The 22084-nt window shown below is 49.8% G+C and carries 27 protein-coding genes and 3 tRNA genes; 18 read left to right on the forward strand and 12 right to left on the reverse strand.

Going from position 1 to position 22084, the window contains the following annotated elements; translation table 11 throughout:
- Positions 1–6: 6 nt before the first annotated feature.
- Positions 7–768 carry a metallophosphoesterase gene (locus F7B33_RS02570; protein WP_297063658.1) on the reverse strand — a complete coding sequence of 254 codons (762 nt, stop codon included), beginning with the start codon at positions 766–768 and terminating at the stop codon, positions 7–9.
- 610 nt (positions 769–1378) lie between these two features.
- Positions 1379–1456, reverse strand: a tRNA-Arg gene (locus tag F7B33_RS02575).
- Between the two features lie 67 nt (positions 1457–1523).
- On the opposite strand from F7B33_RS02575, the gene F7B33_RS02580 reads away from it, so the two are divergent.
- On the forward strand, positions 1524–1973 hold the full coding sequence (locus F7B33_RS02580; protein WP_297063700.1) for an Lrp/AsnC family transcriptional regulator: 450 nt from the start codon (positions 1524–1526) through the stop codon (positions 1971–1973).
- Here F7B33_RS02580 and F7B33_RS02585 read toward each other — a convergent pair.
- Genes F7B33_RS02585 through F7B33_RS02605 form a run of 5 tightly spaced genes read right to left on the reverse strand, consistent with a single transcriptional unit; the run spans position 1956 to position 5135 of the window.
- Complete coding sequence (locus F7B33_RS02585) at positions 1956–2285, reverse strand: hypothetical protein (protein WP_297063660.1); 330 nt, start codon at positions 2283–2285, stop codon at positions 1956–1958. The two genes, F7B33_RS02580 and F7B33_RS02585, sit on opposite strands and share 18 nt — an antisense overlap.
- A 1-nt stretch (position 2286) precedes the next feature.
- Positions 2287–3003, reverse strand: a complete 717-nt coding sequence (locus F7B33_RS02590; protein ID WP_297063662.1) for a phosphoribosyltransferase family protein — start codon at positions 3001–3003, stop codon at positions 2287–2289.
- Positions 3004–3059: 56 nt separating this feature from the next.
- On the reverse strand, positions 3060–3551 hold the full coding sequence (locus F7B33_RS02595) for a YkgJ family cysteine cluster protein (RefSeq protein WP_297072968.1): 492 nt from the start codon (positions 3549–3551) through the stop codon (positions 3060–3062).
- A gap of 1 nt (position 3552) precedes the next feature.
- Positions 3553–3792, reverse strand: coding sequence for an Lrp/AsnC ligand binding domain-containing protein (locus F7B33_RS02600; protein ID WP_297072922.1), 240 nt, complete (start codon positions 3790–3792; stop codon positions 3553–3555).
- Positions 3789–5135 (reverse strand): signal recognition particle protein Srp54, encoded by a 1347-nt coding sequence (locus tag F7B33_RS02605; RefSeq protein WP_297072924.1) that lies wholly within the window; start codon positions 5133–5135, stop codon positions 3789–3791. The genes F7B33_RS02600 and F7B33_RS02605 overlap by 4 nt, the downstream gene beginning before the upstream one ends.
- Positions 5136–5544: 409 nt before the next feature.
- Between F7B33_RS02605 and F7B33_RS02610 the strand changes: the two genes are divergently transcribed.
- From F7B33_RS02610 to F7B33_RS02660, 11 genes are all read left to right on the forward strand, one after another.
- On the forward strand, positions 5545–6399 hold the full coding sequence (locus F7B33_RS02610; protein WP_297072926.1) for a damage-control phosphatase: 855 nt from the start codon (positions 5545–5547) through the stop codon (positions 6397–6399).
- 78 nt (positions 6400–6477) lie between these two features.
- Positions 6478–6687 (forward strand): hypothetical protein, encoded by a 210-nt coding sequence (locus F7B33_RS02615; RefSeq protein WP_297063704.1) that lies wholly within the window; start codon positions 6478–6480, stop codon positions 6685–6687.
- A gap of 79 nt (positions 6688–6766) precedes the next feature.
- Complete coding sequence (locus F7B33_RS02620; protein ID WP_297072928.1) at positions 6767–8068, forward strand: hypothetical protein; 1302 nt, start codon at positions 6767–6769, stop codon at positions 8066–8068.
- Positions 8069–8110: 42 nt separating this feature from the next.
- Entirely contained in the window at positions 8111–8914 is an 804-nt protein-coding gene (gene mtnP, locus F7B33_RS02625; RefSeq protein WP_297072930.1) for an S-methyl-5'-thioadenosine phosphorylase, read from the forward strand.
- Positions 8915–9013: 99 nt separating this feature from the next.
- Positions 9014–10357, forward strand: coding sequence for an FAD-dependent oxidoreductase (locus F7B33_RS02630; protein WP_297072970.1), 1344 nt, complete (start codon positions 9014–9016; stop codon positions 10355–10357).
- Between the two features lie 809 nt (positions 10358–11166).
- Positions 11167–11832, forward strand: a complete 666-nt coding sequence (locus F7B33_RS02635; protein WP_297072933.1) for an integrase — start codon at positions 11167–11169, stop codon at positions 11830–11832.
- Positions 11833–11896: 64 nt separating this feature from the next.
- Positions 11897–12190 (forward strand): hypothetical protein, encoded by a 294-nt coding sequence (locus F7B33_RS02640; RefSeq protein ID WP_297072935.1) that lies wholly within the window; start codon positions 11897–11899, stop codon positions 12188–12190.
- Positions 12187–12345, forward strand: a complete 159-nt coding sequence (locus F7B33_RS02645; protein WP_297072937.1) for a hypothetical protein — start codon at positions 12187–12189, stop codon at positions 12343–12345. Before F7B33_RS02640 ends, F7B33_RS02645 begins: the two co-directional genes overlap by 4 nt.
- Positions 12346–12482: 137 nt before the next feature.
- A complete protein-coding gene (locus tag F7B33_RS02650; protein ID WP_297072939.1) occupies positions 12483–12731 on the forward strand; it encodes a hypothetical protein in 249 nt (82 codons plus the stop codon).
- 108 nt (positions 12732–12839) lie between these two features.
- Complete coding sequence (locus F7B33_RS02655) at positions 12840–13004, forward strand: hypothetical protein (protein ID WP_297072941.1); 165 nt, start codon at positions 12840–12842, stop codon at positions 13002–13004.
- Positions 13005–13066: 62 nt separating this feature from the next.
- A complete protein-coding gene (locus F7B33_RS02660; protein WP_297072943.1) occupies positions 13067–13324 on the forward strand; it encodes a hypothetical protein in 258 nt (85 codons plus the stop codon).
- 26 nt (positions 13325–13350) lie between these two features.
- Here the strand turns inward: F7B33_RS02660 and F7B33_RS02665 are convergent, their stop codons facing one another.
- Positions 13351–13518: a hypothetical protein gene (locus F7B33_RS02665; RefSeq protein WP_297072945.1), complete on the reverse strand. Its 168-nt coding sequence runs from the start codon at positions 13516–13518 to the stop codon at positions 13351–13353.
- A gap of 4 nt (positions 13519–13522) precedes the next feature.
- Positions 13523–15028 carry a hypothetical protein gene (locus F7B33_RS02670; RefSeq protein ID WP_297072947.1) on the reverse strand — a complete coding sequence of 502 codons (1506 nt, stop codon included), beginning with the start codon at positions 15026–15028 and terminating at the stop codon, positions 13523–13525.
- 284 nt (positions 15029–15312) lie between these two features.
- Between F7B33_RS02670 and F7B33_RS02675 the strand changes: the two genes are divergently transcribed.
- From F7B33_RS02675 to F7B33_RS02685, 3 genes are all read left to right on the forward strand, one after another.
- The gene (locus F7B33_RS02675) at positions 15313–15855 is read left to right on the forward strand and encodes a hypothetical protein (RefSeq protein WP_297072949.1); all 543 of its coding nucleotides are present in this window, start codon (positions 15313–15315) and stop codon (positions 15853–15855) included.
- Positions 15856–16253: 398 nt separating this feature from the next.
- Positions 16254–17075 carry a hypothetical protein gene (locus F7B33_RS02680; protein ID WP_297072951.1) on the forward strand — a complete coding sequence of 274 codons (822 nt, stop codon included), beginning with the start codon at positions 16254–16256 and terminating at the stop codon, positions 17073–17075.
- A gap of 42 nt (positions 17076–17117) precedes the next feature.
- Positions 17118–17546: a hypothetical protein gene (locus tag F7B33_RS02685; RefSeq protein WP_297072953.1), complete on the forward strand. Its 429-nt coding sequence runs from the start codon at positions 17118–17120 to the stop codon at positions 17544–17546.
- 282 nt (positions 17547–17828) lie between these two features.
- On the opposite strand, the gene F7B33_RS02690 is transcribed toward F7B33_RS02685, so the two are convergent.
- A tRNA-Gly gene (locus F7B33_RS02690) sits at positions 17829–17905 on the reverse strand.
- A gap of 112 nt (positions 17906–18017) precedes the next feature.
- Here F7B33_RS02690 and F7B33_RS02695 point away from each other — a divergent pair.
- Positions 18018–18095, forward strand: a tRNA-Arg gene (locus F7B33_RS02695).
- 1 nt (position 18096) lies between these two features.
- On the opposite strand, the gene F7B33_RS02700 is transcribed toward F7B33_RS02695, so the two are convergent.
- Positions 18097–19161 carry a hypothetical protein gene (locus F7B33_RS02700; protein ID WP_297072956.1) on the reverse strand — a complete coding sequence of 355 codons (1065 nt, stop codon included), beginning with the start codon at positions 19159–19161 and terminating at the stop codon, positions 18097–18099.
- A gap of 1 nt (position 19162) precedes the next feature.
- Positions 19163–19996, reverse strand: coding sequence for a uridine phosphorylase (udp, locus tag F7B33_RS02705; RefSeq protein ID WP_297062566.1), 834 nt, complete (start codon positions 19994–19996; stop codon positions 19163–19165).
- A gap of 70 nt (positions 19997–20066) precedes the next feature.
- Here udp and F7B33_RS02710 point away from each other — a divergent pair, with 70 nt between their 5' ends.
- A complete protein-coding gene (locus F7B33_RS02710; protein WP_297072958.1) occupies positions 20067–21131 on the forward strand; it encodes a pyridoxal-phosphate dependent enzyme in 1065 nt (354 codons plus the stop codon).
- 35 nt (positions 21132–21166) lie between these two features.
- Complete coding sequence (locus tag F7B33_RS02715; protein WP_297062568.1) at positions 21167–22042, forward strand: MEMO1 family protein; 876 nt, start codon at positions 21167–21169, stop codon at positions 22040–22042.
- Positions 22043–22084 lie beyond the last annotated feature (42 nt).

Here is a 22084-nt window from a genome sequence, read left to right on the forward strand (position 1 = left end):
GAAAAATCAAACCTTCCCGCGGTAGAGAATCTTGATGAGTTCCTCCGGAAGGCCTTCCCTTTTGATTTTCTCCTCTACTAGCTTCTTCTCCTTTTCGTAGTCCACCTCGATGAACTTTGCGTGAAGTGTGTCAACGTCAACCAGAGCGAATGTCGCCTTGTGGTTCTTGCTTGGTGGATAACCAATGCTTCCCGGACAGATTACCCTGCCATAACGGGTCATGGCGTTGACTGGGTACCTCGGTGACGCAACGAACAGTATCTCGTAGTCCTTCACAGGCCTCATTATGGCCTCATAGTAACTTGTCGGCTGGTCCGGGAGAACCTGTCCCTCGAAGGGGTTCAGTGGGCTCCCGTAGACGCCGAAGATGTCGTTCTTGCCAATCTTGTCCACCAGATAAATCGGCAGGTCCCTTATGAACTCCCTGCCTTCATGTCCAAGGTTTTCCCAGGTGTACTTGAGGGCCTTCTTGACGTAATCTGGATAGTTGAGCTTGTCAATGTAATCCGGCCCCTCTGCGTGGGGGTCGCTGGCCGCTATCACTTGGTCAAACTCGCCTCTGATGACCTTGACGGTGTTGTTCCTGATAAGGTCATCAAGAGCATCAAGAACCTCCCGCGGATACGGGAATAGTCCTACAACGTTTCCAAGAATGTAGTACTTCTCAATCTCGTATCCTTCCTCCTTAAGGGCCTCTATCTTTTCGAGGGCTTTGGCCAAAGCTGGAAGGTTACCGTTTATGTTAGCTAAAACGGCCACGTATACCATGATATCACCCCCATTTTTTCTTACCAAAAGAAACTAAAAAATCCAGAGTATTTAAACGTTTCGGAGTGCCCATAATCCAAAATATTGGAGTGTCCAAAGGAGAGCGGTCAGAAGGGGAGAATCTTTTTCCTTCTTTTTCTGCTCTTATTTTCCCTGTTTATGCTCTCTAGGTATAGTAGGAGGGCGTCTTCTATCATCTGTTTCACCTCCTTTTGTTTTACTAATCAAAGGAGCAAATAAAGAGGAAACCTCACTTGAAACAAGGACACGCTCAAGAAAGGCACCTAATCTTCCGCCAGCGCTGAAACTTTGCAGTGAAAAGTTCCATCAAAGTTTGTGATTCTTTAAGTGTTCTGTTCTTTTGTGAGTGTTTATATTTTTGAATGGCCTCTTGAAGCTTGAATTTCTTATCAGGAAACATTTGTATTAGGTTTTACGATTTTCCCGCGCTTCGAAGGAGTGCTTTTTAAGGGGTAAACCTTGCCTGAAGGAGGAGTTTTGGGATAAACTCCTAGTTTAAAGATTTTTTATAGTTCAAACACTCCTAAAATCGCCCTTTGAAATGGAATTACAAGCCTTAGTCAAACTTCGCGCAGGCAAAGTTTGTAGCTGGCGGACCGGCGGGGCTTCGAACCCCGGACCTGCGGCTTAGGAGGCCGCCGCCCTATCCTGGCTAGGCTACCGGTCCACTGCCCGCTAATCCCCTCAAGGATAGGATATTTAAAGTTTACGGTTTACTTTATGCGGTGAGGGGTATGGTTGACGAGCTCGACCTCAGGATAATCTCTCTCCTCCAAAAGAACGCGAGGCTCTCCTACAGGGAGATAGCTAGGGAACTGAACGTTGCAGTTGGGACTATCTACAACAGGATTAGAAAGCTTGAGGAAGAAGGTGTTATTAAGGGTTACGCCCCTGTTCTCGACTACGAGAAGCTCGGTTTCGGCTTGACTGCACTTATAGGGATTAAAGCACAGGGAAGGAAGATAGCCGAGATAGAGCGCCAGATTGCCGAGAAAACGAGGGCAATGATGGTTTATGACATAACGGGCGAATTCGACATCTTCGTCATAGCGAAGTTCCGGGACAGGGCCGATATGAACCGCTTCGTCAAGTGGCTTCTTTCGCTCGATGGTGTTGAGAAGACTAACACGAGCGTTGCCATGCAGGTGGTCAAAGAAGAGCCTAGGCTACCCCTTGAGGATTAGAACGTCCTCCAAGAAGCGCTTGGCGAAGTCCTCAAAGCTCTCGACCGGGAGCTCTACTTCTTTCCCGTTCACCTTTCCCCTGAAGACGTACCTCCTTGAGGTTATCTCTCTTATCTTCCTGAAGTCTGGGTTCTTCCTAATTGTTCTTTCCAAAACTTTGGTGAATTCCTCCTCCCCCACCTCCACCACAATACCCTCTATGACAACCGTCTTACCGCACTCCTCCTCACTACACTTAAATTTGAAGGGAACGCCGGGGGCGAACTCTATCGGCAGGCTCAGCCCCTCGGCGTTGTAGATGAAGCCCTTCATTTCAATCCAACCTTATGAGGCTTTCAACAGGGAACTCGTATTCCTCCCGGAGTTTCTCCACGATGTCGCCGACGCTTATGAGAAAGAACATGCCTACCGGCTTTGCACCCGCCTGCCGAGTCATTTCCACAAGGGCCCTCTGGGTCTCTCCGCTCCTTATGACGTCGTCAACTATGAGGACGTTCTCTCCCTTCTTCAGTGCCCACTGGGGCAGGTAGAGGGTCATGACCGTCCCAGATGCGCTTGGGACGTAGCTGACCTCGTAGAACCTCTCGACACCGACTTCCTTCTTCTTCTTGGCGTACACGATATCAACGCCGAGTTCCCTCGCTATGTGAACGCCGAGGGCTATTCCGTCGGTTGCGGCTGTTAGAACCTTGTCAACGTCCTTGTCGAGGTATCTCCCAGCTACTTCCTCAGCTATGAGGCTCATCAATGCCGTATCGCTTAGAACAGGCATGTTGTCGAAGAACCCCCGCTCATCGAACTTTATTCTTTTCTTCACTTCCTCCTCTAGGTTTATGTAAGGTAACAGGAGTTCAAGCAGTTCTCTGGTTCTCTCAGCGCTTGGCAGAACCTTTCCACGAACGTACCTGTTCAGAACGGTTATGGGTAGCCCCGTTATCTTTGACAGCTCGTCGTAGGTGTAGCTCTTCTTGAGTAGCCTTAAAACCCTGATGAGTCTAAGCTTTTCCTGGACGGACTTTAGCTGACTCATTCTCTCACCTCCATGTGCCCGTGGTTTAACAAGAAAATGTATAAATACGTTTCGGTTCATCCGAGAACCTTTCGGCGGTAGCTCTCTATGACATCCCCGTATTCCCTCAGGAGAAATTCCTTGGTTACGGGTGTTCCCGCAGGATGGCTAAGTCCGGGGCAGAAAGAGTCCTCCTTCACGTAGATTTCCATCTTTTTTCCATGTTTAACGAAGATAAATGGATAGAGTCTGCAGGCGAGGGGCCTGTGGCTATAGATTCTGCACCTTTTCGTTTCGGGGTCGAGGAAGATACACGCCCCGTCGAAGGGTCTCTTTCTTATTGCGTAGCCTAGGAACTTGTCGCCACGGTAGAAGAGCTTCTCATGGTCAATGAACTCCCAGGCGTTGTAGCCGAGCTCCTCAATTTTGGCTATATCCTCATCCCGTAGGGGAATTTCAAGCTCATAACAGCATTTGCCACAGTTTTCAACGCATTTAAATTTAAAAGATGGGTCGTAGTCCACTTCAAGTGTTTCTAAATCAATGGTCGCGACCCATCTTTTCACCAGTTCACCCCCGATATGTGCTGGCTATCAGAGTTTCGGTCATCTCGATTTCCTTTATTTTTCTGAGAGTTTCGTCGTGGAACTTGTCCAAGTCGTCAATGGTCGGGACTTCAACGCGAAGGATTATATCATATTCCCCGTAAACCCTGTACGCCTCCTTGACCCGGGGGTCATCCTTGAGCTTCTCATAGACTTTCTCTTCGTTTCCAGGATTAACAACTATCAAGACAAAGGCCTCAATCATATCCCAAACCCCCCAAGGTTGAATTTTTTGGCCATCTTGGCGAGTTTTCTTTTGTTCATACTCTTGAACATCTTCTTCATTTGGTTATACTGGTTTAAAAGCTCTCTGACTTCAGCGGTGCTGGTTCCGGAACCTCTGGCTATTCTCTTTATCCTTGAGTAGTTGATTATCTCTGGGTGTTCAAGCTCCTCTTCTGTCATGGAGTCCATAATCACACGGTATCTTTTCAGCTTCTCCTCACCAATCTTTATTGCGTCATCGGGCAGGGAGTAGCCGAGGCCCGGAATCATCTGGAGTATCTGCTTTAGCGGTCCCATCTTCTGCATCGCTTCAAGCTGGGCATACATGTCCTTGAGGTTAAACTTACCCTTGAGGAACTTCTCCACGTCCTCTTCCTTGAACTCCTGCTGTTTCTGGAGCTCTTCAATCTTCTCCAAGAGGCCTTGAATGTCACCGAGGCCGAGGAGCCTTGACACGAAGCGCTTGGGGTCAAAGGGTTCTAAATCGTCTATCCTCTCGCCGACTCCTATGAACTTAATCGGCGCACCGGTCGCGGCCACCGCCGAGAGGGCACCTCCACCCTTCGCGCTTCCGTCGAGCTTCGTCACTATTATCGAGCCTATAGGGGTTGCCTCCTTAAATGCCAGTGCCTGGTTGTAGGCCTGCTGGCCAATGGTCCCGTCTATGACAAGGATGACCTCATGGGGCTTTATTGCCTCGCTTATTTGCCTCATCTCCTCGATTAGTCCTTTTTCTTCCTTGTGCCTCCCCGCTGAGTCCACGATGATAACATCAACGCCCTTCTCGCGGAAGTGCTCAACTCCCTCTCTCGCGAGCTTAACCGCGTCCTTCTCCTCCGGATTTCCAAAGACCTCAATACCGTAGGGGTCAAGGAGCTGTCTGAGCTGATGGTAGGCTCCGGGACGCCAGGTATCGGAGCAGACGACGCCGACCTTGTAGCCCCTCTTCTGGAGGTATCTAGCTAGCTTCGCCACACTGGTCGTCTTTCCTGAACCCTGAATACCTACGGTGAGCAGGACTGTTGGCTTCTTCTTTATCTCGAGGGGCTTCGCCTCGGTTCCGAGGAACTTTGTGAGCTCCTCATAAACTATCTTGATTATGTGCTCCTTCCTGCTTACACCCGCGGGTGGTTCCTCCTCAAGGGCCCTTTTTTGTATCGTCTTCGTGAGCTGTAGGACCAGTTTAACGTTGACGTCCGCCTGCAGGAGGGCCCTCTGGATGTCCCTGACCACTTCATTTATCGTTGCCTCATCAACGGTTCCGGAACGGGCGAGTTTTTTAAGTGCATTGTTGAGGGCCTTTCCGAGCTTTTCTAACGCCATCTCACCACCGCTACTATGATTGTTGAGAAGTTTATAAACGGTTGGGTGGGCAATCCCTGTATAAATGCATGCATTTTCTTGAAATGAGGATTTTATATCCCTGCTTTCTGAACAAATATGAGCATTAAAGTCCAAAAACCGCCCTAAGACATTTTTTGAGCGAGCATAACTCTGAAAATGTCATTCCTGCCAAAAACAGCGCTGAAAACCTTTTTAAACCGGAAAAAGCCTATAACATTATGGAGAGAATGGGAAGGGGGTGAGAGACATGATTTGGCCGATGGCCATGTATGAGTACATGCTCATGCGGGAGAAAAAGAGGAGGAAGCCCATTCCCGAGGAACTCGAGTACGTCGAGATGCTCGGGTGAATTATTTAAAGGCTTTTTCTATTTCCTTCCGGTGATACTATGAGGATTCATCACGAGTGCATTGCATGTGCTGTAAACCAGTGTCAGAAGATAATCGAGATGAGTCTGACTGATGAAGCCTCCCGCAGGAGGGCAATGTTGTTCTCGCTGAAGAGTGCCTCGGAGCTTTTCTCTGAGGATTCCATTCCGGCTGTCGTCGGTGGCCTTCTTTTCCTTGACCTCTACGGCTTTATCGGGAACGACGACCCCTTTGAGAACTACAAGAGGGTCTCCAATGAGGTTGCAAAAAGGCTCGTTGGTCACTTCAGTGGTGCTGACATGAGGATAGCGTTAAAGCTGGCAATAGCCGGTAATGTTGTTGACTTCTCGACCGGTTATAACCCCGAGAAGCTTGAGGGGGATATAAAGCAGGTTCTCGAAGGTGACCTTTACATAGACCACAGCGATGAACTTTTTGAGAGGCTTAAGCATGCGAAAAATCTCCTATACCTTGTGGACAATTGCGGTGAAATATACTTTGACAGGCTTTTCATTGAGCGACTACTTGAGGAGTTCCCTCATCTCGGAGTTACCGTGGCTGGAAAGGAAGGCCCGATAATAAACGACGCAACCGTTGATGACTTGGTCAATGCGGGCTTTGAAGAGCTCGCGGAGGTAATCTCGACGGGCTCACGGTTGCCCGGAACGCCTATTGAACACGTTTCGGATGAGTTTCTTAAGGTCTTTCACTCGGTGGATGTCATAATAGCCAAGGGGCAGGCCAACTTTGAAACCCTCAGCGAGCTTAATGATTCCAGGATTTTCTTCCTGCTGAAGGCTAAGTGTCCTGCGATAGCGAGGGAAATCGGCGTCCCAATGAGTTCCCTACTGTGCCTCAACCCGTGTCTTCGCTGATTGTCGATATTATTTTTAACGAATGTCTATCAGAAAGCTTTTTATACTTTGAAGTTGTATATATCTGTGGTGAGTGGTATGTCGACGATTATTAAACGCGACCCCAAGAAGTTTTTGAGAGAGATGAGCATCCACTATGGCGACGTGTGGAAAATGCCCTCAAGCAAATACCTTCTCAGGCCGGACTTTGTTGTTGTTGACCCCAAAACCGGAAAGAAAACGAAGGTCAGCTTCGTGTCACTTGATGACGGCGAGGTTGTCGGTGTCGTTTACGATGAGATGGGCTGATTTCGTCTTTTGTCTTACAACTTCTGACTCTGGCCGGAAGTCATAAATAGGATCCTGTTTTATCTGACTCGGTGGAAGCATGCCTGTTGACCTTTCCAATGAGGCACTCTATTTAGCGAGAAGCATCAAAGACCCATACCTAAGGGCCATAACCTACGCGAGAATCGGATATTATATGCACAGGATGAAAAACCCGCGCTATGGAGAAGCCTTCACAAGAGCCCTTAAAGCTGTGGCATCAATTGATAACCCGGTTCTCCTTGTAAAGGCCCTCATTGAGGTCGCCACATTTCTCGGGAAGACCGGCTCCAAGAGCGCGACCAAAACGTTTGTTCAGGCTTACGAATCAATTAAAACGTTCCCCCAACCGCTTAGGGATGAGATGCTTGAGGAGCTCGTACACAAACTTCTGGAACTCGGCAGGATTGACGACGCCTTCTTCTACGCCAAGGAGATTGAGAACAATGTTAAGCGCAACGATGCCCTTCTTAGGGTTCTCCACAATTACATTGGAGCTGGCAACCTCAGGAAGGCTAGGCTTATTCTCGAGCTCATTGAGGACGAGCCCTGGCACTCAATAGCTGCTTACGAGGTTCTCAAAGAACACCTCAACAGGGAGGAGTTTGGCAGTGCCATAAGGGTGCTCTCCGAGTTCAGGAGCGAGTACTGGCTTGGTGAAGCTATGAAGGCGGTGGCCGTTCACCTTAAAAAGGCCAATGTTCCTGAGGGAACCTACGAGAAGTTCGTTGACGTCGCCCTCAGCATATCGTCCAAGGTTGACTTTGAGGTTTTGATGTCGTTCCTTGTTGGTGTGGCCTCGCAGGGAGAGGTGGACTTCGTAATAGGGGTGCTCTCAAAGGTTCCGCGCGAGTTTCGCCCCAGCCTTCTAAGGTCAGTTGTGCAGGCCGTTCTTGACAGGCCTGAGCTCCTTGAGAGACTGATTGATAGGCTAATCGGCGACGAGAAAGAGCTCGTTATGAACTCGATACTTGATTCCCTTCTTGAAAGGGAGCCAAGTAGCAATTATCGCGAACTCGTTAAGAGAATCGGCTCTGAAACCGACAGGGAGAGGATAATCGTCAAGGCGGTCCGCTACCTGTCGAAGCTCCACGCCTATGATGATGCATGGGAGCTCGCTTCGAAGGTCACCGACCCATACCTTCGCTCGCTGGCCTTCGGGAGCATTGCCGTTGAGAAGCTCAAGGAGAACGACGTTGACGGAGCGATTGATGCGTCCCTTGAGGTCAAGGACCCCCGCTGGGGTTCCTGGCTTCTCAGCGAAATCCTTGCCAAAGTCCTTGAAGTTCAGGCCGGTGGCGAGCTGAAGGAGGACATCGAGGAGAGAGCAGAGGCACAGCGCAAACTGTGGGAGACCAGCTAAGGTTTTAAAGTCCTTCCTTCAATTCTCTTTTCAGGTGATACCATGCCGAGGATAGCGATTATTGGGGGCTCTGGTGTCTACGACCCGAAACTGCTTGAAAACATAAGGGAAGAGGTAGTTGAAACGCCTTACGGAACCGTTAGGGTCAAGGTTGGAACGTACAAGGACGAGGAAATAGCGTTCCTCCCCAGACACGGCGAAAAGCACAGTGTTCCGCCCCACAAGATAAACTACCACGCCAACATCTGGGCTCTCCATGAGCTCGGCGTTGAGAGGATTCTGGCGACTTCTGCAGTCGGTTCGCTCAATCTCGACATGAAGCCAGGCGACTTCGTAATCCTCGACCAGTTGATGGACTTCACAAAAACCCGGCACTACACCTTCTACGACGGTGAGGACAGCCCGCACGACAGGAAGTTCGTTGCCCACGTGGACTTCACCGACCCCTACTGCCCCGAGCTCAGGAAGGCCCTAATCACCGCCGCAAAGGAGCTTGGCTTCACCTATCACCCCACCGGAACCTACGCCTGTATGGAGGGGCCGAGGTTCGAGACAAGGGCCGAAATCAGGGCCTTAAAGATACTCGGTGCGGACGTCGTTGGCATGACCCAGTGTCCCGAGGCCGTTCTCGCGAGGGAGCTTGAGATGTGCTACGCGAGCGTTGCCATCGTGACAAACTACGCCGCAGGAATAAGCAAGGAGAAGCTCACTCACACCGAGGTAGTTGAACTGATGGCCCAGAAGGGCGAGGAGATAAAGCTCCTCCTCATGAAAGCCGTCGAGCACATTCCGAAGGAACGTCGCTGTCCGTGCAAGGATGCCCTCAAGGGTGCAACGGGCGGGTGATGTTCTTTTCTTTTCATTCTCCCTCTAAAAGGTGCTTACGTTGGAAACTCAAGGTTAAAGAAAGTGTTTAATAGTAGGGCGACCTAATTCTCCCCGGTGATGGGAATGAAGTACGATGTCGTGATTATAGGTGCCTCCGCCGGGGGTCTGACGGCAGCGATTTCGGCCAAGAAGTTCTACCCCGATAAGAGCGTCCTGGTCATCAAGAAGGAAGAGGTCGGCATGATTCCATGTGGAATCCCCTACATCTTTGGGACTCTGGAGAGTGTTGACGATGATGTATTGCCTGTTGAGAGGTTTTTAAAGCCCCTGGGGGTTGACCTGCTAACCGACGAGGTCACGGACATTGACCCCAAGGGAAAGGTTCTCAGGACGAAGTCCGGGAGGGAGATAGCCTGGGAAAAACTCGTCATAGCGACGGGTTCCAGACCGGTAAAGCCAGATTTTCCCGGAGTTGAGCTCGATGGGATATACACAGTCCCCAAGGACTATGAGTACCTCAAAAAGCTCCGCGAGAAAGTTAAGGAAGCTGAGAGAATCGTAATCGTGGGCGGCGGTTTCATTGCCCTTGAGGTGGGCGACGAGATAAGGAAGCTCGGCAAGGACGTCACCCTCGTTGTCAGGAGCAGACTGCTAAGGAGCTCCTTTGACCCGGAGTTCAGCGAGATGGTCGAGGAGAGGCTTAAGGAAACGGGAATTAAGGTCGTCCACGGTCAGGTTGAGACGTTTGAAGGGGACGGGGAGGTGGAGAGGGTCAGGCTTCTCGACGGGAGCGAGATTCCGGCGGATTTGGTAATCCTCTCAACGGGCTATCGCCCCAACGTCGAGCTCGCCGTTAAGGCCGGTCTCAAGGTCACTCGCTATGGTATCTGGACCGACGAGTACATGAGAACCTCTCACCCTGACATCTTCGCGGTTGGCGACTGCGTTGAGCACAGGGACTTCTTCACCGGAAAGCCATACCCCCTCATGCTTGCCTCGACGGCCACCTTTGAGGCTAGAATTGCCGGTGCAAACCTCTTCAAGCTCCAGATTGTCAGGGAGAACAGGAGGACGATAGGTGCCTACTCTACCCACGTGGCGGGCCTTACCCTTGCGGCCGCTGGCTTAACCGAAGAAAAGGCTAGAGAAGAAGGTTTCGAGGTCATAGTTGGCTATGGCAAGGGCCCGGACAGGCACCCGGCGAAGTTCCCGGACACCTCAATGGTGACGGTAAAGCTTATATTCTCCCGCGACAGGGGAGCCATCCTCGGCGCCCAGATAGCCGGAGGTAAGAGCGTCGGGGAGATGATAAACGTATTGGCATTGGCGATACAGAAGAGGCTCACCGCCAGCGAGCTTTACACCCTGCAGATAGCCACTCACCCACTCCTGACGGCTTCACCCGTTGGTTACCAGATTCTTCAGGCGGCGGAGGACGCCCTGGCGAAGTTGAGGGCTTGAAAGCTTCATTTTTGTTCTCTTTTTAACAAACTTTGTAAGCAAGCTTTTAGAAAAAAACGTGACCTAAAGAGACTCTCTCTTGCAATTTGATGGATTGTACCAGCGTGCCCGTTTCAAATTTCCGTTGAATAAGGGGTTGTTTCCAAAAGAAGCCTTTAAACAGGTTTACACTTTTATTCTGGTGACTTTCGGGCACCTTGAGGAGAGCAAACACTGGGAAATGACCCTCGGTAGATAACCCCTGAAAATTCTGCATTTTCAGAAACGCACGCACTCTTTCCGTTAACGCGAGACTTTGCATTACAAAGTTTCATCAAAGTTCGTGATTCTTCATTAAGGCTCCCGTACCTAAAAGGATTTCACGATAAATTTGGAGTATTAACGGGCGGATTCTGCTGGAGAGTCCCCTCTTGAGAGGTTCACTCTCGCCGCGCTCCTTCGGAGCGTTAAAAAGCTAGAACCCATCCAAAAAACACTCTTCAAAAAGAATCCACCCATAAATGACACTTTAAAGAGAAATCCTGCCATAAGAAGCTTTCAGCCAAGAATCACGAACCTTAATTAAACTTCGCACAGGCAAAAGTTTGTAATGGTGCGGTGGCCGGGATTTGAACCCGGGCCAGCGGCGTGGCAGTTGGAAATCGGAAACAGAGCAAGCAAAGCGTCACAATAGTAAAGCGGAGCTGAAAGCAAAACTTTTGAGCGAAATAAAGCGCAAGCAGAGCGAATTTGAAGAGTGGATTTGGACAACAAAGCTACAGCAGAAACAGCAAAAGCGGTATATAAGAACCATCTCGAGGATTTGGACGGTGGAGGACCTCGAGCGGGCGATGCAAGGAAGCAAAAACGACCGTTTGGCGCTCCGTGCTTTCATACGGTTTTTGGAGGAAGAAGGATACATAGACGAGTACGAAGCCGGGCGGTTCAGGAAAATCGTTGAGTTGCCACAGACAGGCGTTGACACCCGCATTTACAGCGACGCGGATATAAGAAAGCTCTTCAGAAAAGCGCAAATAAAGAACGACAAGACAAAAGAGCTTTACCTCAAGCTTGTGGTTTATAGCGGATTGAGGAAAATCCACGCCCTTGAGGCGTTCAACCGCCTCGCGGCGGGCACGGAGTTCAAAAAGCTTGGAAACATAGCAGTACTCGATTTGAACATACAGCACAACACAAAGAAAGCAATCGTGTGCGTGTGTCCCGCCCAGCTCGCCCTGGCGATTCAGAAGCACGGAACAACGCTTTCCGCCAACCAGGTGCACAAACTCAACCAAAAAGGCGTACTTTTCAACGCAATCAGGAAGTGGTTCTACACGACCGCCCGTCGCCTTGAAATACCCACTGACGTAGTTGATTACTGGCAGGGGCGCTCTATTCGCTCAGTTGGAGCAAAACACTACCTTGACATGCTCGAAATGACAAAAATCTACTACTCCCGCGTTGCGAAATACATCAGCGACAACATACCCGTATGAGTATCGATGTGTCCCATGCCTTTCAAAAATCCAGTTTTATTATATTGTTTACTATACTATATTGGTGGTCGAAATGCAGGGCGCGAAAATACAATATCTTGTCCATCCTAAAATTTTATTTCCTTTCCTGAGTAGTAAAATTGGGGTCGGTGGACCCGGCCCCTTTGACTTGCTTTCGGAGTTGAAGAGATACGAGGTGGGCGACATGGAGAGTAAGAAAGAATATATAAAAGCCTTGCGGCCCGACGAGGAGGAAAGCGTCCTGCGTTGGGCGGCGGCTACGGGTTTCGACGTCGAGGGCGCCCTCGAAGTGCTCAGAAAGCGCTACTACGACGCTATGGGGGCGTGGGAGCTATGACATACCTCCCGTACGAAATCAAGAAACTCATACAACAGAAAGAGGACGAGCTGTTCTGGGCGCAGTTCAACCCTGAAAAAGTGGTAAAGGGCGAAACGGACAGGCTGAGGGCGGAGATAAAGACACTGAAGCGCTTGTATTGGGAGATGGTCTGAATGCGCGTCAGGACGGACGACCTGTTCGCCCTGGCGGACGCGCTGACGGTTTTACGGGATGACGAGGATGTGGACGTCCTGTATCGTCAGAAAATAGCTGACAGGCTTGAAGAACTGTATTGGAGGGCGCTGGAAGCATGGCGAAGCGAACGCTTGTCATTGAAAAAAGTATACCCCCCGAAGCACTTCGACAGGTCGTAGAACTGTTCAAAAACGCGGACTGGCGGGATTTCAGATACGTGGTTGTCGCCTGGCTGGCGTACTGGCACTTCAGAAAGAACAAGCGACTGCGCTTGATTCCGCTCAGCGTTTCCATAGCCGCCGCCCTTTTCAAAAAGAAGCCGCTCGAAGTGGATTCAGAGGATTTCGAGGCCATTCCCATTTGACTTTTCTTTTTTGACACTCCTAATTACTTTTATCTCGCTAAAACATTTTTATATATGAACAAATAAGTTTATTACGTCTGGTGACATGGAATTATCGAGGTGGGCGGCATGTATCTCGATGAAATAATATCTGAAAAGGAACGCGCGATTGAGAAGCGCAGAATGTTCCCGCGCGACGAATATGACGTTATCAAGAACATTCGCGAGGAAGAAGAGCTTCAAAAGCTATACCGCGATCGCGCTGAATATTATTACAGAAAATTCTTCCCCTGACCCATTTTCTTTTCTCCGTGAACATTTATTTCATATTTATCATTATTTTACGGTGATGCGGTATGAACGATTGCGAGCAAAAAATACGCGAGCTTGAGCAAAAAGTTATTTACGCGCTCGACGAGCTTGATGACCTTTACCGCGCCTTTGGAGCGGCAGAGGACGCGGAGGGGCGCCTCGTCCTCGCCCGCCTCGAGAAAATCGAGAAGGACGTAGCTGGAATCAAGAAGGCAATCGATTACGACGCGCAGAACATGAAGAGCAGACACCTCGCGCGCGTTTATGCGATTGTGAAGAAGCTTGAGCGGAAAGTTGAATAAGTTACGATAAGCCTCAAAATAGAAAATCAAGGTAAGAAACCCTTCTTTTCTTCGACTTTGAGGCCCTCACGTAGAACGTCCTTGATTTCCTGCAGCATTTCCTTTATTTCTTTTATATCCTCTTTCATTTCTCTATTGTGCCTTTCTATCTCTTCAAGTTTCCTCTTCATTTCCTGCAACTCAGAATCTTCCACACCATCACCCCCTCGAGCTGAAATAATCCGCTATTGTTGCGAGACTGAACTTGAGATAATCCTCAAAGCCCTTTCTGTCAAGGACGATGAATGGGGCCTTCCCTGGGTCAGTTATCAACCGAGACGTGATGCCACGCTTATTCATGTCTGCGAGTACTTCCGCAACCGCACTTTCATTCAATTCCAGCTTTTGCAGAAGTTCCTCGTATTCCCTTCTGGCCACGCCCGCATCGTATAAGTTACCGACTGTGAGTATGGTGTAAAGTACACCAAACTTCTGCGCATAATACCCAAGGTTGGCCGGGCGTTTTGTCTTTGTTGCGAGATACTGAAAGACCTCTATTGGGGCTTTGAAGACGTCATATATTGGCCTGGCACGGGAATCCCATTCGGTATCTTGCATGGCCAGGCCATATCTTTCAAGTTCACTGAAGAGTCTGAGAGCATCGTCTCTCAATGTTGTTTTCACGAGGAAGTTCGAGAACATCAAGATACTTGGGTTCTCGGGAGGCTCCATATAGTCCAGATCAAAATAGTCATACCTACCGAGCACTCTCGCACTCTTTGCCGCCTTGAGTATTGGATCCTCCTTTTTGGTATATCCACCGCCTGTTGTTGGTGTGTACTCGTATTCTTTGAGAACGACCTCAAGTGAGAAGTGATCCGGTCTATACCAAAGCGACCCATAAAGTATTATCCATAGCTTATCGCCATATTCTCTGGCGAGTTCCTCAAGCTCCGCCTTGTGCTCTCTGATACGTTTGAGAATAAGCTCGTGTCCAGCTTTCAGGCCTCTTTCGCTCGGGCTTGCAAAGGCTTTCCTGGCGTATCCTGTCCCTTTCCTTGAGATATCAACCAAATTGAGTCGTTGGAGAATAGATAGAACCTGTGGTCTTATATTTACACTCTCGTACTCATTTGGGGCCGTTGGCCCGGTCATTGGATTGTAATGGACGCGGACTTCCACGGGGAGGTCCCTCGAAATATAAACCATTCCAAGTGCATTCAAGACATCGTCAGCAAAGTTCTCAAGACCGTATTCCTCGAGCTCTTCAATTATATGGTTGATTTCTCTCTCCGAGGCACCAACAAAAACTTCCGGGGGTCTTTCTTTGTTTGCTCTCGAAAAGTATGGATAATCTGGAGGTATTCCAAGATCCCTACGGAGTTCGTGTTCAAAAGACTGGACGCTATCAACAACTTTTATTCTTTTTCCATTGACAATGATTTCATCAACCTGCTTTGGATATTTTGTTGCTATGATATATCTGTAATCAAATGGGTTCATAGATAATTTCTTCGCATCTCTTGCCACGTCGCCAGTAACAACAACCTCAACACCGACGGAGATGTTTCCTTTTCTTCCGGCGACATCAACACGGCCCCAACCACCCTCAGGTATTTTTACCGGGGCTTCTGCTGTTGCAGTAAAACCATAAAAACGAAGTAGATCTACTACTTCCATTTCTATAATATCATTGTAGGGCTTGTGACCACTCCTTTGATCCATATGGGATCACCGATGGTATTTTTGTTATCTTTTTGATATAATCTTTTCTGTCACTGGTTTGTATAGATGATTGCTATCGAAATGATTGATTATAGAACGTTTCTTTCTATATCATTCGAGTTTGTTTTTCTTCAGAAATGTTCGATGAATGACCCGGGTTGTGTCCGACACAGGGGTGATATAGAAAGAACTTTTCTATAAGAGTTCCCGGGTTCACTCACCGAGCACAGGGGGTCTATCACGAACATATACCACAATTTTATATCAGTAGAAGCAACTATTATATGACGGTTCTCGATGTGGGGGTGGAACACGTGAAGAAAACATACTACGCAAAACTTCATTTGAGCGAAGACACGAAAAAACACAAACCCGACGACGTCGAGCGCCTCGCAGGATTATTCTACCCTGAACATCCAGTACGCCGCTCGATGTTCATTTTTCTGTTGAAAAAGGCGGCGCGGGAAGGTTTTGCGGTCGAGGATTGGTTCTTGACAGTCTGCGAGTTCGTTGAGGAGTATGAGGGCGTCGATTTGAGCGACGTTCGCGAGTATTACATCGATCAGCGCGGTTATATGAGCACGACGAAGCTCAATAATGAGTCCCAAGCCCGCGCTGACGAAATCCTCAAAGAACAGCGGCGCGGCGATGGTTACAGTTTCTACAACTACGTAAAAATCTATAATCGCGTCGTAAAAGATATGCGCGTCGCGGGACTCTTGTATAAGAAAGACGACGTTTACAAGTACTCCCGTGAGTTCAAGAAGATACTCAAAGCGATGATCGAGGCCCTCGAGGATTTTGAAGAGAGCGGGGGCGAAGAATAGCGCCAATCACCTTTTTCTCTCTTCTATTATAGAATGCGAGGGTTGTCACACAAACTTTTTCGACAGCGAAAGCTTTATTTCGAAAAATTTTCGAACGAGGTAGGTTCACTCGAACGTCACATGTCACACGTCACACAAAGTTTGTGACTTGAGAAGAAGGGTTGGGGCGCGGCATCGATTTTGTTCGTGTGACGTGTGACACTTGACACCCCACCCCCTTCTATATATGCAAATGTATACATTCGTGCGGTTTCATTTCTTGTGTATTTTTCATCGTAGAACGACCTCTTTGATACAAAAATCACGAAAAAAAGTAAGGTTGTCAACACACCCCTCGCATGTTTGTCATTTATTCCAGTTTTATTACTATTTTTGTCTTATTTTACTGGTGGTGCACGATGCGTAAGTCAGAACGTCAAATCTTCGTTGAAAGCCTGCACGATGCCCGTGTAAAATCAGCTCGTGTAATCGAGCAGTTCATGAAGTACGCGACGAGGAACCTGAACGCGCGTATTGAGAACGCGAACGTCGATATTGCAGCAGCAATGCGCGACGCTGTGATTTCAACGCTCTTCAGCTTCTATCAAAACTTCTTTTTCACAGAGAAGTTCAAGCAGGCTGGTATCATGAAAGAGAGCGAGTTCATAAACTTCTCTCAAGTGCACTTCAACTTCCCCGCCGATGAAATCGAGAAAATTTTTCTGAGCTTTGATTTCTACGCTACAATCTACGATCCAGAGCAAAAAAGAGTAACGGGTCTTGTTTTGGGTGAGATAAACACGTATGGCGGCTCCGCCCGGCAAAAATACGTTTCCTTCGGCCTCGACCGCATTCAATTCCTGCGCAGGGGCTTGGCGGAGGCGGGGAGCGAATACAAGAACGTCAAGTTCGTCTACGTAATCATTGCAGACGTTTCAGACTACGACAAGCACGCGCTCGAGAGCTACGCGCGCGAGAAGGGCATTTCCCTCGTGATTGTCCCATACAGCCCGCTGAAATCGGTTTTCGACGCGGTGGCGGTGCGCGTGTTCTCGACGAATCAGAAGAAGCTCGACGTGTTCAAATTGTTCATAGAAGAGCTTGCTGCGGTTGTTTTCACTGAAAAGAGCGAGGGGGCGGGCGAGGAGGGCGGTGCAGCTGATTTGAAGCGGCGCGTTGTGACGAGTGACGAGTTGCTTGACGACTTCATCGACGTCGTCTACGTTGCCCCCGCCCCGTAACCCTTTTCTTTTCTCTTCTGATTTTATTATGGTGATTTCATCGTGGCGGAGGAGAAACAACAGCTCGAAAACGACGAGTTTGAAGTACTCTACAAGAAGCTGAGAACAGCATCACGGAGACTCTACGTCGTTGAGGAGGAGATAGACGAGCTTTATGCCCGAGTTGAACGCCTCGAAAAGGAGCAGAAACGGGAAAAGGACGAGAAGAGGGCAGAAATCGAGGAGTTGAAAAAAGTTGTCGATGGAATTATTGAAGAAATCAAGACATTGAGAACAGATATCGTAACGCTTGAAGAGAAAGTAGATGACCTCGACCGACGCCTTGTTGATTGTGAAGAGGATATAAAGAAGCTTTCTGACAAGCTTGATGATCTCAAGAGCTACACAGACAAAACCTTTGCCATTGCGAAGAAAGTAGAGCGTCATTTGGGTCTTGAAGAGGATGAAAAGAGCAGACGACGCCGCCGTTGATTTGCCGTCCATTCCTCCGTTTTTTCTCGTTTCTTTTCTCGCTGATTGTTGATAATCGAATAGTAAAAGATATAGGGGGCCAGCGGCCCAATATGTTCGTACTGTGAACACACTGTGGAGGTGTGGAGAATGAGTCATCGAGTTGATGTTCACATAAAGATAAGCTCGGCTCTGCTCGCTCAGATTCGCAAAAGAGGCTATCAGCTCAGCTCTTTTTTCGAGGCTGCTGGCTTGGCTTATTTGGCTTTGCTCGGCTCAGAAAGCTCAGATTTTGAAAAAAGCTGGTGCGGTGGCCGGGATTTGAACCCGGGCCAGCGGCGTGGCAGGCCGCTGTCCTAGCCAGGCTAGACTACCACCGCACAGGCCCGATACTAACTCATCAGGAGAGCGTTTATAAATTTTTCGGTTTGGAGCGACGGGATTAGAAAGGTTAAATTTATAAACACTGTCCCAAAAGGGTTAGAGGGCAGTGCCCCGGTGGCCTAGTCTGGATAGGGCGCGAGGCTGCGGACCTCGAGGTCCGGGGTTCAAATCCCCGCCGGGGCGCCAGTTAAACCTCGTTTCTCTCAACACTCATACCAAGTTCAAAGAGCTCCCTTGAGATTCTCCTTAGCCTCTCGTCGCCTCTCCTCTTGGCTTCCTCCAGCATCTCAAAGGCGAGGAACTTGAGAATTCTACCTCTTTTCCAGCCATCGGTGGCCCAGATGAGGACATTCCTCAGGAAATCCCTATCAATGCCCCTCTCCTTTGTGACCTCGTAGGCTACCATCAGCCTCGTTACTGGGTTGTGGGTTTTTTCCAGGTATTTCAGAACGAGTTCCGGGTTTTGGACGTTCTCCCTCGCGAGAAGCGAACCAAGGGCCTGGGAGGACTCCAGCTCGTCAAAAACTTTCTCGGCCTTACTTACGTCACCGCTCTCGAAAAGTTTCACGCCTATTTCCTCAAGGTAAAAGCTCCTGAAGGGTTCTGGTAGGCCTCTGGCGAGTTTTTCGGCCTCTTCGAGCTCTCCCTCTTCGATTAGTTTTTGGATGTATTCAAAAACGTAGCTCTCGGGCTCCCTTTCTGTCTCAAAAACTGGCTTCGGTGGTTCCCATTTTGGTGCTTTCTCGGTTCTCTCAACTAACCCGGTCTTTATCTCCCCTTTTATCCTATGAACTACAGAGCCGGGCATTAGTTTGCCGTCTTTATAGACAATCCCGTATGGGAGGGGTTTTAGGTCTTCTAAATCTCTCTCGTCGAGTTTTAGGTCGCTCAGGCGAATCTCGATGCCCTTCGTTGCTATTGCCCTCGCCAGAAAGTTGCTAACCGCCCGGAAGGCCTTCTTCCTGAGAAAGGCGTTCCCAATCCTTCTGGCCGTTTCGAGGGCCTCCTTGAACCTCCCGTCTCTGGAAAACATATAGGCGAGGGAGCGAAGGGCTTCATCCCTTATGGTTGGCTCCTCTATGGAGGTTGCAACCTCGATGGCTCTCGGGGGATTATCCGCTATGGCCTCTGAAACCCATTTGAGTGCGTAGGAGCGCCAGTAGGGGTCTTCTATTTTCTGTGCCACTTCCCTGGCTTTTTCAACATCCCCCTCCCCGAGGAGCTGTCTGACGAGCAAAAGTCTCTCGTCCATCTCAACCCCTCAGCCCGGGGAACCATACCCTCTTCCCGGCCTTCTCTTTCTCCTCGTCCCACTCGTGGAGTATCTTAACCGCTTCACTCGCAACTAAAGCGGCTTCCCTTTCTCCAGCCTTTCCAAACTCGTTGGTAATCCTGTTGGCGAAGACCGCGCAAACGCAACCGGCCCTTAGGCCATAGATGTTGGCCAGAGTGTAAAGGGTCGCCGCCTCCATCTCAAAGTTCGTAACCCTCGCCTGTCTCAGGTCGTCGAGTATGTTCCTGGCAAAGCTCGGGAAGTAGCCGTTTAGACCCGGTCTTCCCTGGCCGAGGTAGAAGCTGTCGGTTGAAGCGGTAATGCCGAGGTGATATCTAACGCCCAGGCTTTCTGCTGCTTCAATCAAAGCCATCGTTACCTCCAGGTCGGCCACCGCAGGATATTCAACGCGGACGTACTGCTTTGAAGTTCCCTCAAGCCTCACCGCCGCTCTCGCTATAATCAAATCCCCTATCTCCATTCCCGGCTGTATCGCTCCGGTTGAGCCAACCCTGATGAAAGTATCGGCACCTATCGCGGCAAGCTCTTCAACAGCTATGGCAGTGGAAGGCCCGCCTATTCCGGTGGAGGTGACGCTTATGGGAACGCCCTTGTATTTGCCCGTGTGAGTCCTGTACTCGCGGTGGAAGGCTATCTCTTTAGCTTCGTCCCAGAGGGAGCTTATCTTTGGAACCCTCTCGGGGTCTCCTGGAAGGAGGACGTAGCGCGCAACATCACCCGGCTTGCAGGCTATGTGGTACTGGTAACCTTCCTCGGTCTGTGGCCTTTCAGCGGAGATAAACTTCTCTACCATGGCAACCACCTTTTTATGCATTCTTGCACTATAATCGACGTTAAACTAAAAAGCCTTTGGGGTTGGGAGCATGCTCCGGTGCACCCGCTGTGGGAAGACCTATCCCGAGAGCTTCCGTTTGAAATGCGACTGTGGAGGAACGTTGCTCGTTGAGAGGGAGCACTACGACTTCTTCGGGAGTCTGTTGAATTACCTGGATATGCGTCGCTACCTCAACTTTCTTCCCATTGGCGGTAACTACCTCCCTCCGGCTGTTCCTGCAATAACTCCAACTGTTCCACTTGACATCAACGGCGTCTTGGCCATTTTCAAGCTCGACTACCTCCAGCCGAGCGGTTCCTTCAAGGACAGGGGGACCTTTGTAACCGTGGGAAAGCTCATGGAGGAGGGAATCGGAGAAGTCGTTCTCGACAGTTCTGGAAACGCCGCCCTGAGCTTTGCACTTTACTCCCTGCCGGCGGGCGTAAAGGCGCATATCTTCGTCTCCTACGATGCAATGCCCGGGAAGGTTTCCCTCCTCCAGAGGCTTGGTGCCGTTCTTCACTTCGTTGATGGGGACAGGATGACAGTCCACGGCAAAGCCGAGGAGTTTGCTAAAAGAGAGGGCCTAACCTACGTCTCTCACTGGCTCAACCCCTACTTCATCGAGGGGACCAAAACGGTTGCATTTGAGGTTTACGAGCAGGTCGGCCTTCCTGACTACGTTCTGGTTCCAACGGGAAGCGGAACGCTCTTCCTCGGCCTCTGGAAGGGTTTCAAGGAGCTTGAGGAGATGGGCGAGATATCAAAGCTTCCCGTTTTCGTCGCCGTCCAGGCTTCTGGTTATGAGAGCCTCTGCGAACGCTCCACGGTGAAGAACAACTTGGCTGACGGCATAGCCATTCCAAATCCCCCGCGTCTTGAGGAGATGAGAAGGGTTTTGGAAGAGACCAACGGCCTCTGCGTTAGCGTTGATGAAATTGAAACCAAAGGTGCATTGAGCTGGCTGAAGAGGATGGGCCTTCTCGTTGAGCCCACCTCGGCCGTTGTTCTAAGCGCCCTCTGGAAGCTGATTGAAACCGGTGAAATACCCAATGGCTCCAAGGTCTTGCTCCCCCTCACGGGCTCGGGCCTTAAACTAACCGAAGGTATTTAAAGTCTCGCGACAACTAAAGGGTGGAGGTGAGAGAGATGATTAGGTATCCAGCGGTTGCAGGTAGCTTCTATCCGGCTGACGATACGCTCATAGAGATGCTGGAGGAGTTTTTCAGCGACCTTGGCGAAGAAGGTAATGAGCGGAGAATCACAGCTGGAGTTGCGCCCCACGCTGGTTACGTATTCTCGGGCTACACAGCCAGCAGGACATACAAGGCGATATTCGAGGACGGCCTGCCCGAGACCTTCGTAATCCTCGGGCCGAACCATACTGGCTTGGGCTCGCCCATAGCAGTCTATCCTGAAGGCGAGTGGCTTACCCCACTCGGGAGCATAGAAGTCGATTCCGAGATGGCCAAGGCCATAGCGAAGCTATCGGGAATAGCGGATTTGGACGACCTCGCCCACAAGTACGAGCATTCCATAGAAGTTCAGGTTCCTTTCATCCAGTATCTCGCTGAGAAGGCCGGAAAGGACGTTCAAATCGTCCCGATAACCCTTGGCATCCAGGATGAGGAAGTTTCGAGGGCACTTGGAAAGGCAATCTTCGAAGCCTCTAAAGAGCTCGACAGGGACGTTGTTGTCATAGCCAGCACGGACTTCATGCATTACGGCCCCGTTTATGGTTACGTGCCGTTTAGGGCTAGGGCCGATGAGCTCCCTCATAGAATCAAGGAGTGGGACTTCAGGCTAATCAGGAGAATACTTGACTTTGACGTTGACGGTCTCTTCAGGGAGCTTCGCGAGATGAGGCACACGATGTGCGGCCCCGGTGGCGTTGGAACGGCGATAGTCTACTCGCGCCTCGCTGGAGCGGTTGAGGCTGAACTTTTGCACTACACGACGAGCTACGAGGTCAGTAGAAGCACCGAGGCGGTGGTTGGCTACGCGAGCATAGTGATGAGGCGTTGATTCCTACCTTTCTGATTCTTTTGATATGACTTGGATTAAAAG

This window comes from Thermococcus sp. (assembly GCF_015523185.1).
In the GTDB taxonomy this organism is placed as follows: domain Archaea; phylum Methanobacteriota_B; class Thermococci; order Thermococcales; family Thermococcaceae; genus Thermococcus.

Coding starts and splice junctions, on each gene's coding strand:
- F7B33_RS02570 (WP_297063658.1), bottom strand. CDS start 768: ATGGTATACGTGGCCGTTTTAGCTAACATAAACGGTAACCTTCCAGCT.
- F7B33_RS02580 (WP_297063700.1), top strand. CDS start 1,524: ATGGTTGACGAGCTCGACCTCAGGATAATCTCTCTCCTCCAAAAGAAC.
- F7B33_RS02585 (WP_297063660.1), bottom strand. CDS start 2,285: ATGAAGGGCTTCATCTACAACGCCGAGGGGCTGAGCCTGCCGATAGAG.
- F7B33_RS02590 (WP_297063662.1), bottom strand. CDS start 3,003: ATGAGTCAGCTAAAGTCCGTCCAGGAAAAGCTTAGACTCATCAGGGTT.
- F7B33_RS02600 (WP_297072922.1), bottom strand. CDS start 3,792: ATGATTGAGGCCTTTGTCTTGATAGTTGTTAATCCTGGAAACGAAGAG.
- F7B33_RS02605 (WP_297072924.1), bottom strand. CDS start 5,135: ATGGCGTTAGAAAAGCTCGGAAAGGCCCTCAACAATGCACTTAAAAAA.
- F7B33_RS02610 (WP_297072926.1), top strand. CDS start 5,545: ATGAGGATTCATCACGAGTGCATTGCATGTGCTGTAAACCAGTGTCAG.
- F7B33_RS02615 (WP_297063704.1), top strand. CDS start 6,478: ATGTCGACGATTATTAAACGCGACCCCAAGAAGTTTTTGAGAGAGATG.
- F7B33_RS02620 (WP_297072928.1), top strand. CDS start 6,767: ATGCCTGTTGACCTTTCCAATGAGGCACTCTATTTAGCGAGAAGCATC.
- mtnP (WP_297072930.1), top strand. CDS start 8,111: ATGCCGAGGATAGCGATTATTGGGGGCTCTGGTGTCTACGACCCGAAA.
- F7B33_RS02630 (WP_297072970.1), top strand. CDS start 9,014: ATGGGAATGAAGTACGATGTCGTGATTATAGGTGCCTCCGCCGGGGGT.
- F7B33_RS02645 (WP_297072937.1), top strand. CDS start 12,187: ATGACATACCTCCCGTACGAAATCAAGAAACTCATACAACAGAAAGAG.
- F7B33_RS02650 (WP_297072939.1), top strand. CDS start 12,483: ATGGCGAAGCGAACGCTTGTCATTGAAAAAAGTATACCCCCCGAAGCA.
- F7B33_RS02655 (WP_297072941.1), top strand. CDS start 12,840: ATGTATCTCGATGAAATAATATCTGAAAAGGAACGCGCGATTGAGAAG.
- F7B33_RS02660 (WP_297072943.1), top strand. CDS start 13,067: ATGAACGATTGCGAGCAAAAAATACGCGAGCTTGAGCAAAAAGTTATT.
- F7B33_RS02670 (WP_297072947.1), bottom strand. CDS start 15,028: ATGGATCAAAGGAGTGGTCACAAGCCCTACAATGATATTATAGAAATG.
- F7B33_RS02675 (WP_297072949.1), top strand. CDS start 15,313: ATGACGGTTCTCGATGTGGGGGTGGAACACGTGAAGAAAACATACTAC.
- F7B33_RS02680 (WP_297072951.1), top strand. CDS start 16,254: ATGCGTAAGTCAGAACGTCAAATCTTCGTTGAAAGCCTGCACGATGCC.
- F7B33_RS02700 (WP_297072956.1), bottom strand. CDS start 19,161: ATGGACGAGAGACTTTTGCTCGTCAGACAGCTCCTCGGGGAGGGGGAT.
- udp (WP_297062566.1), bottom strand. CDS start 19,996: ATGGTAGAGAAGTTTATCTCCGCTGAAAGGCCACAGACCGAGGAAGGT.
- F7B33_RS02710 (WP_297072958.1), top strand. CDS start 20,067: ATGCTCCGGTGCACCCGCTGTGGGAAGACCTATCCCGAGAGCTTCCGT.
- F7B33_RS02715 (WP_297062568.1), top strand. CDS start 21,167: ATGATTAGGTATCCAGCGGTTGCAGGTAGCTTCTATCCGGCTGACGAT.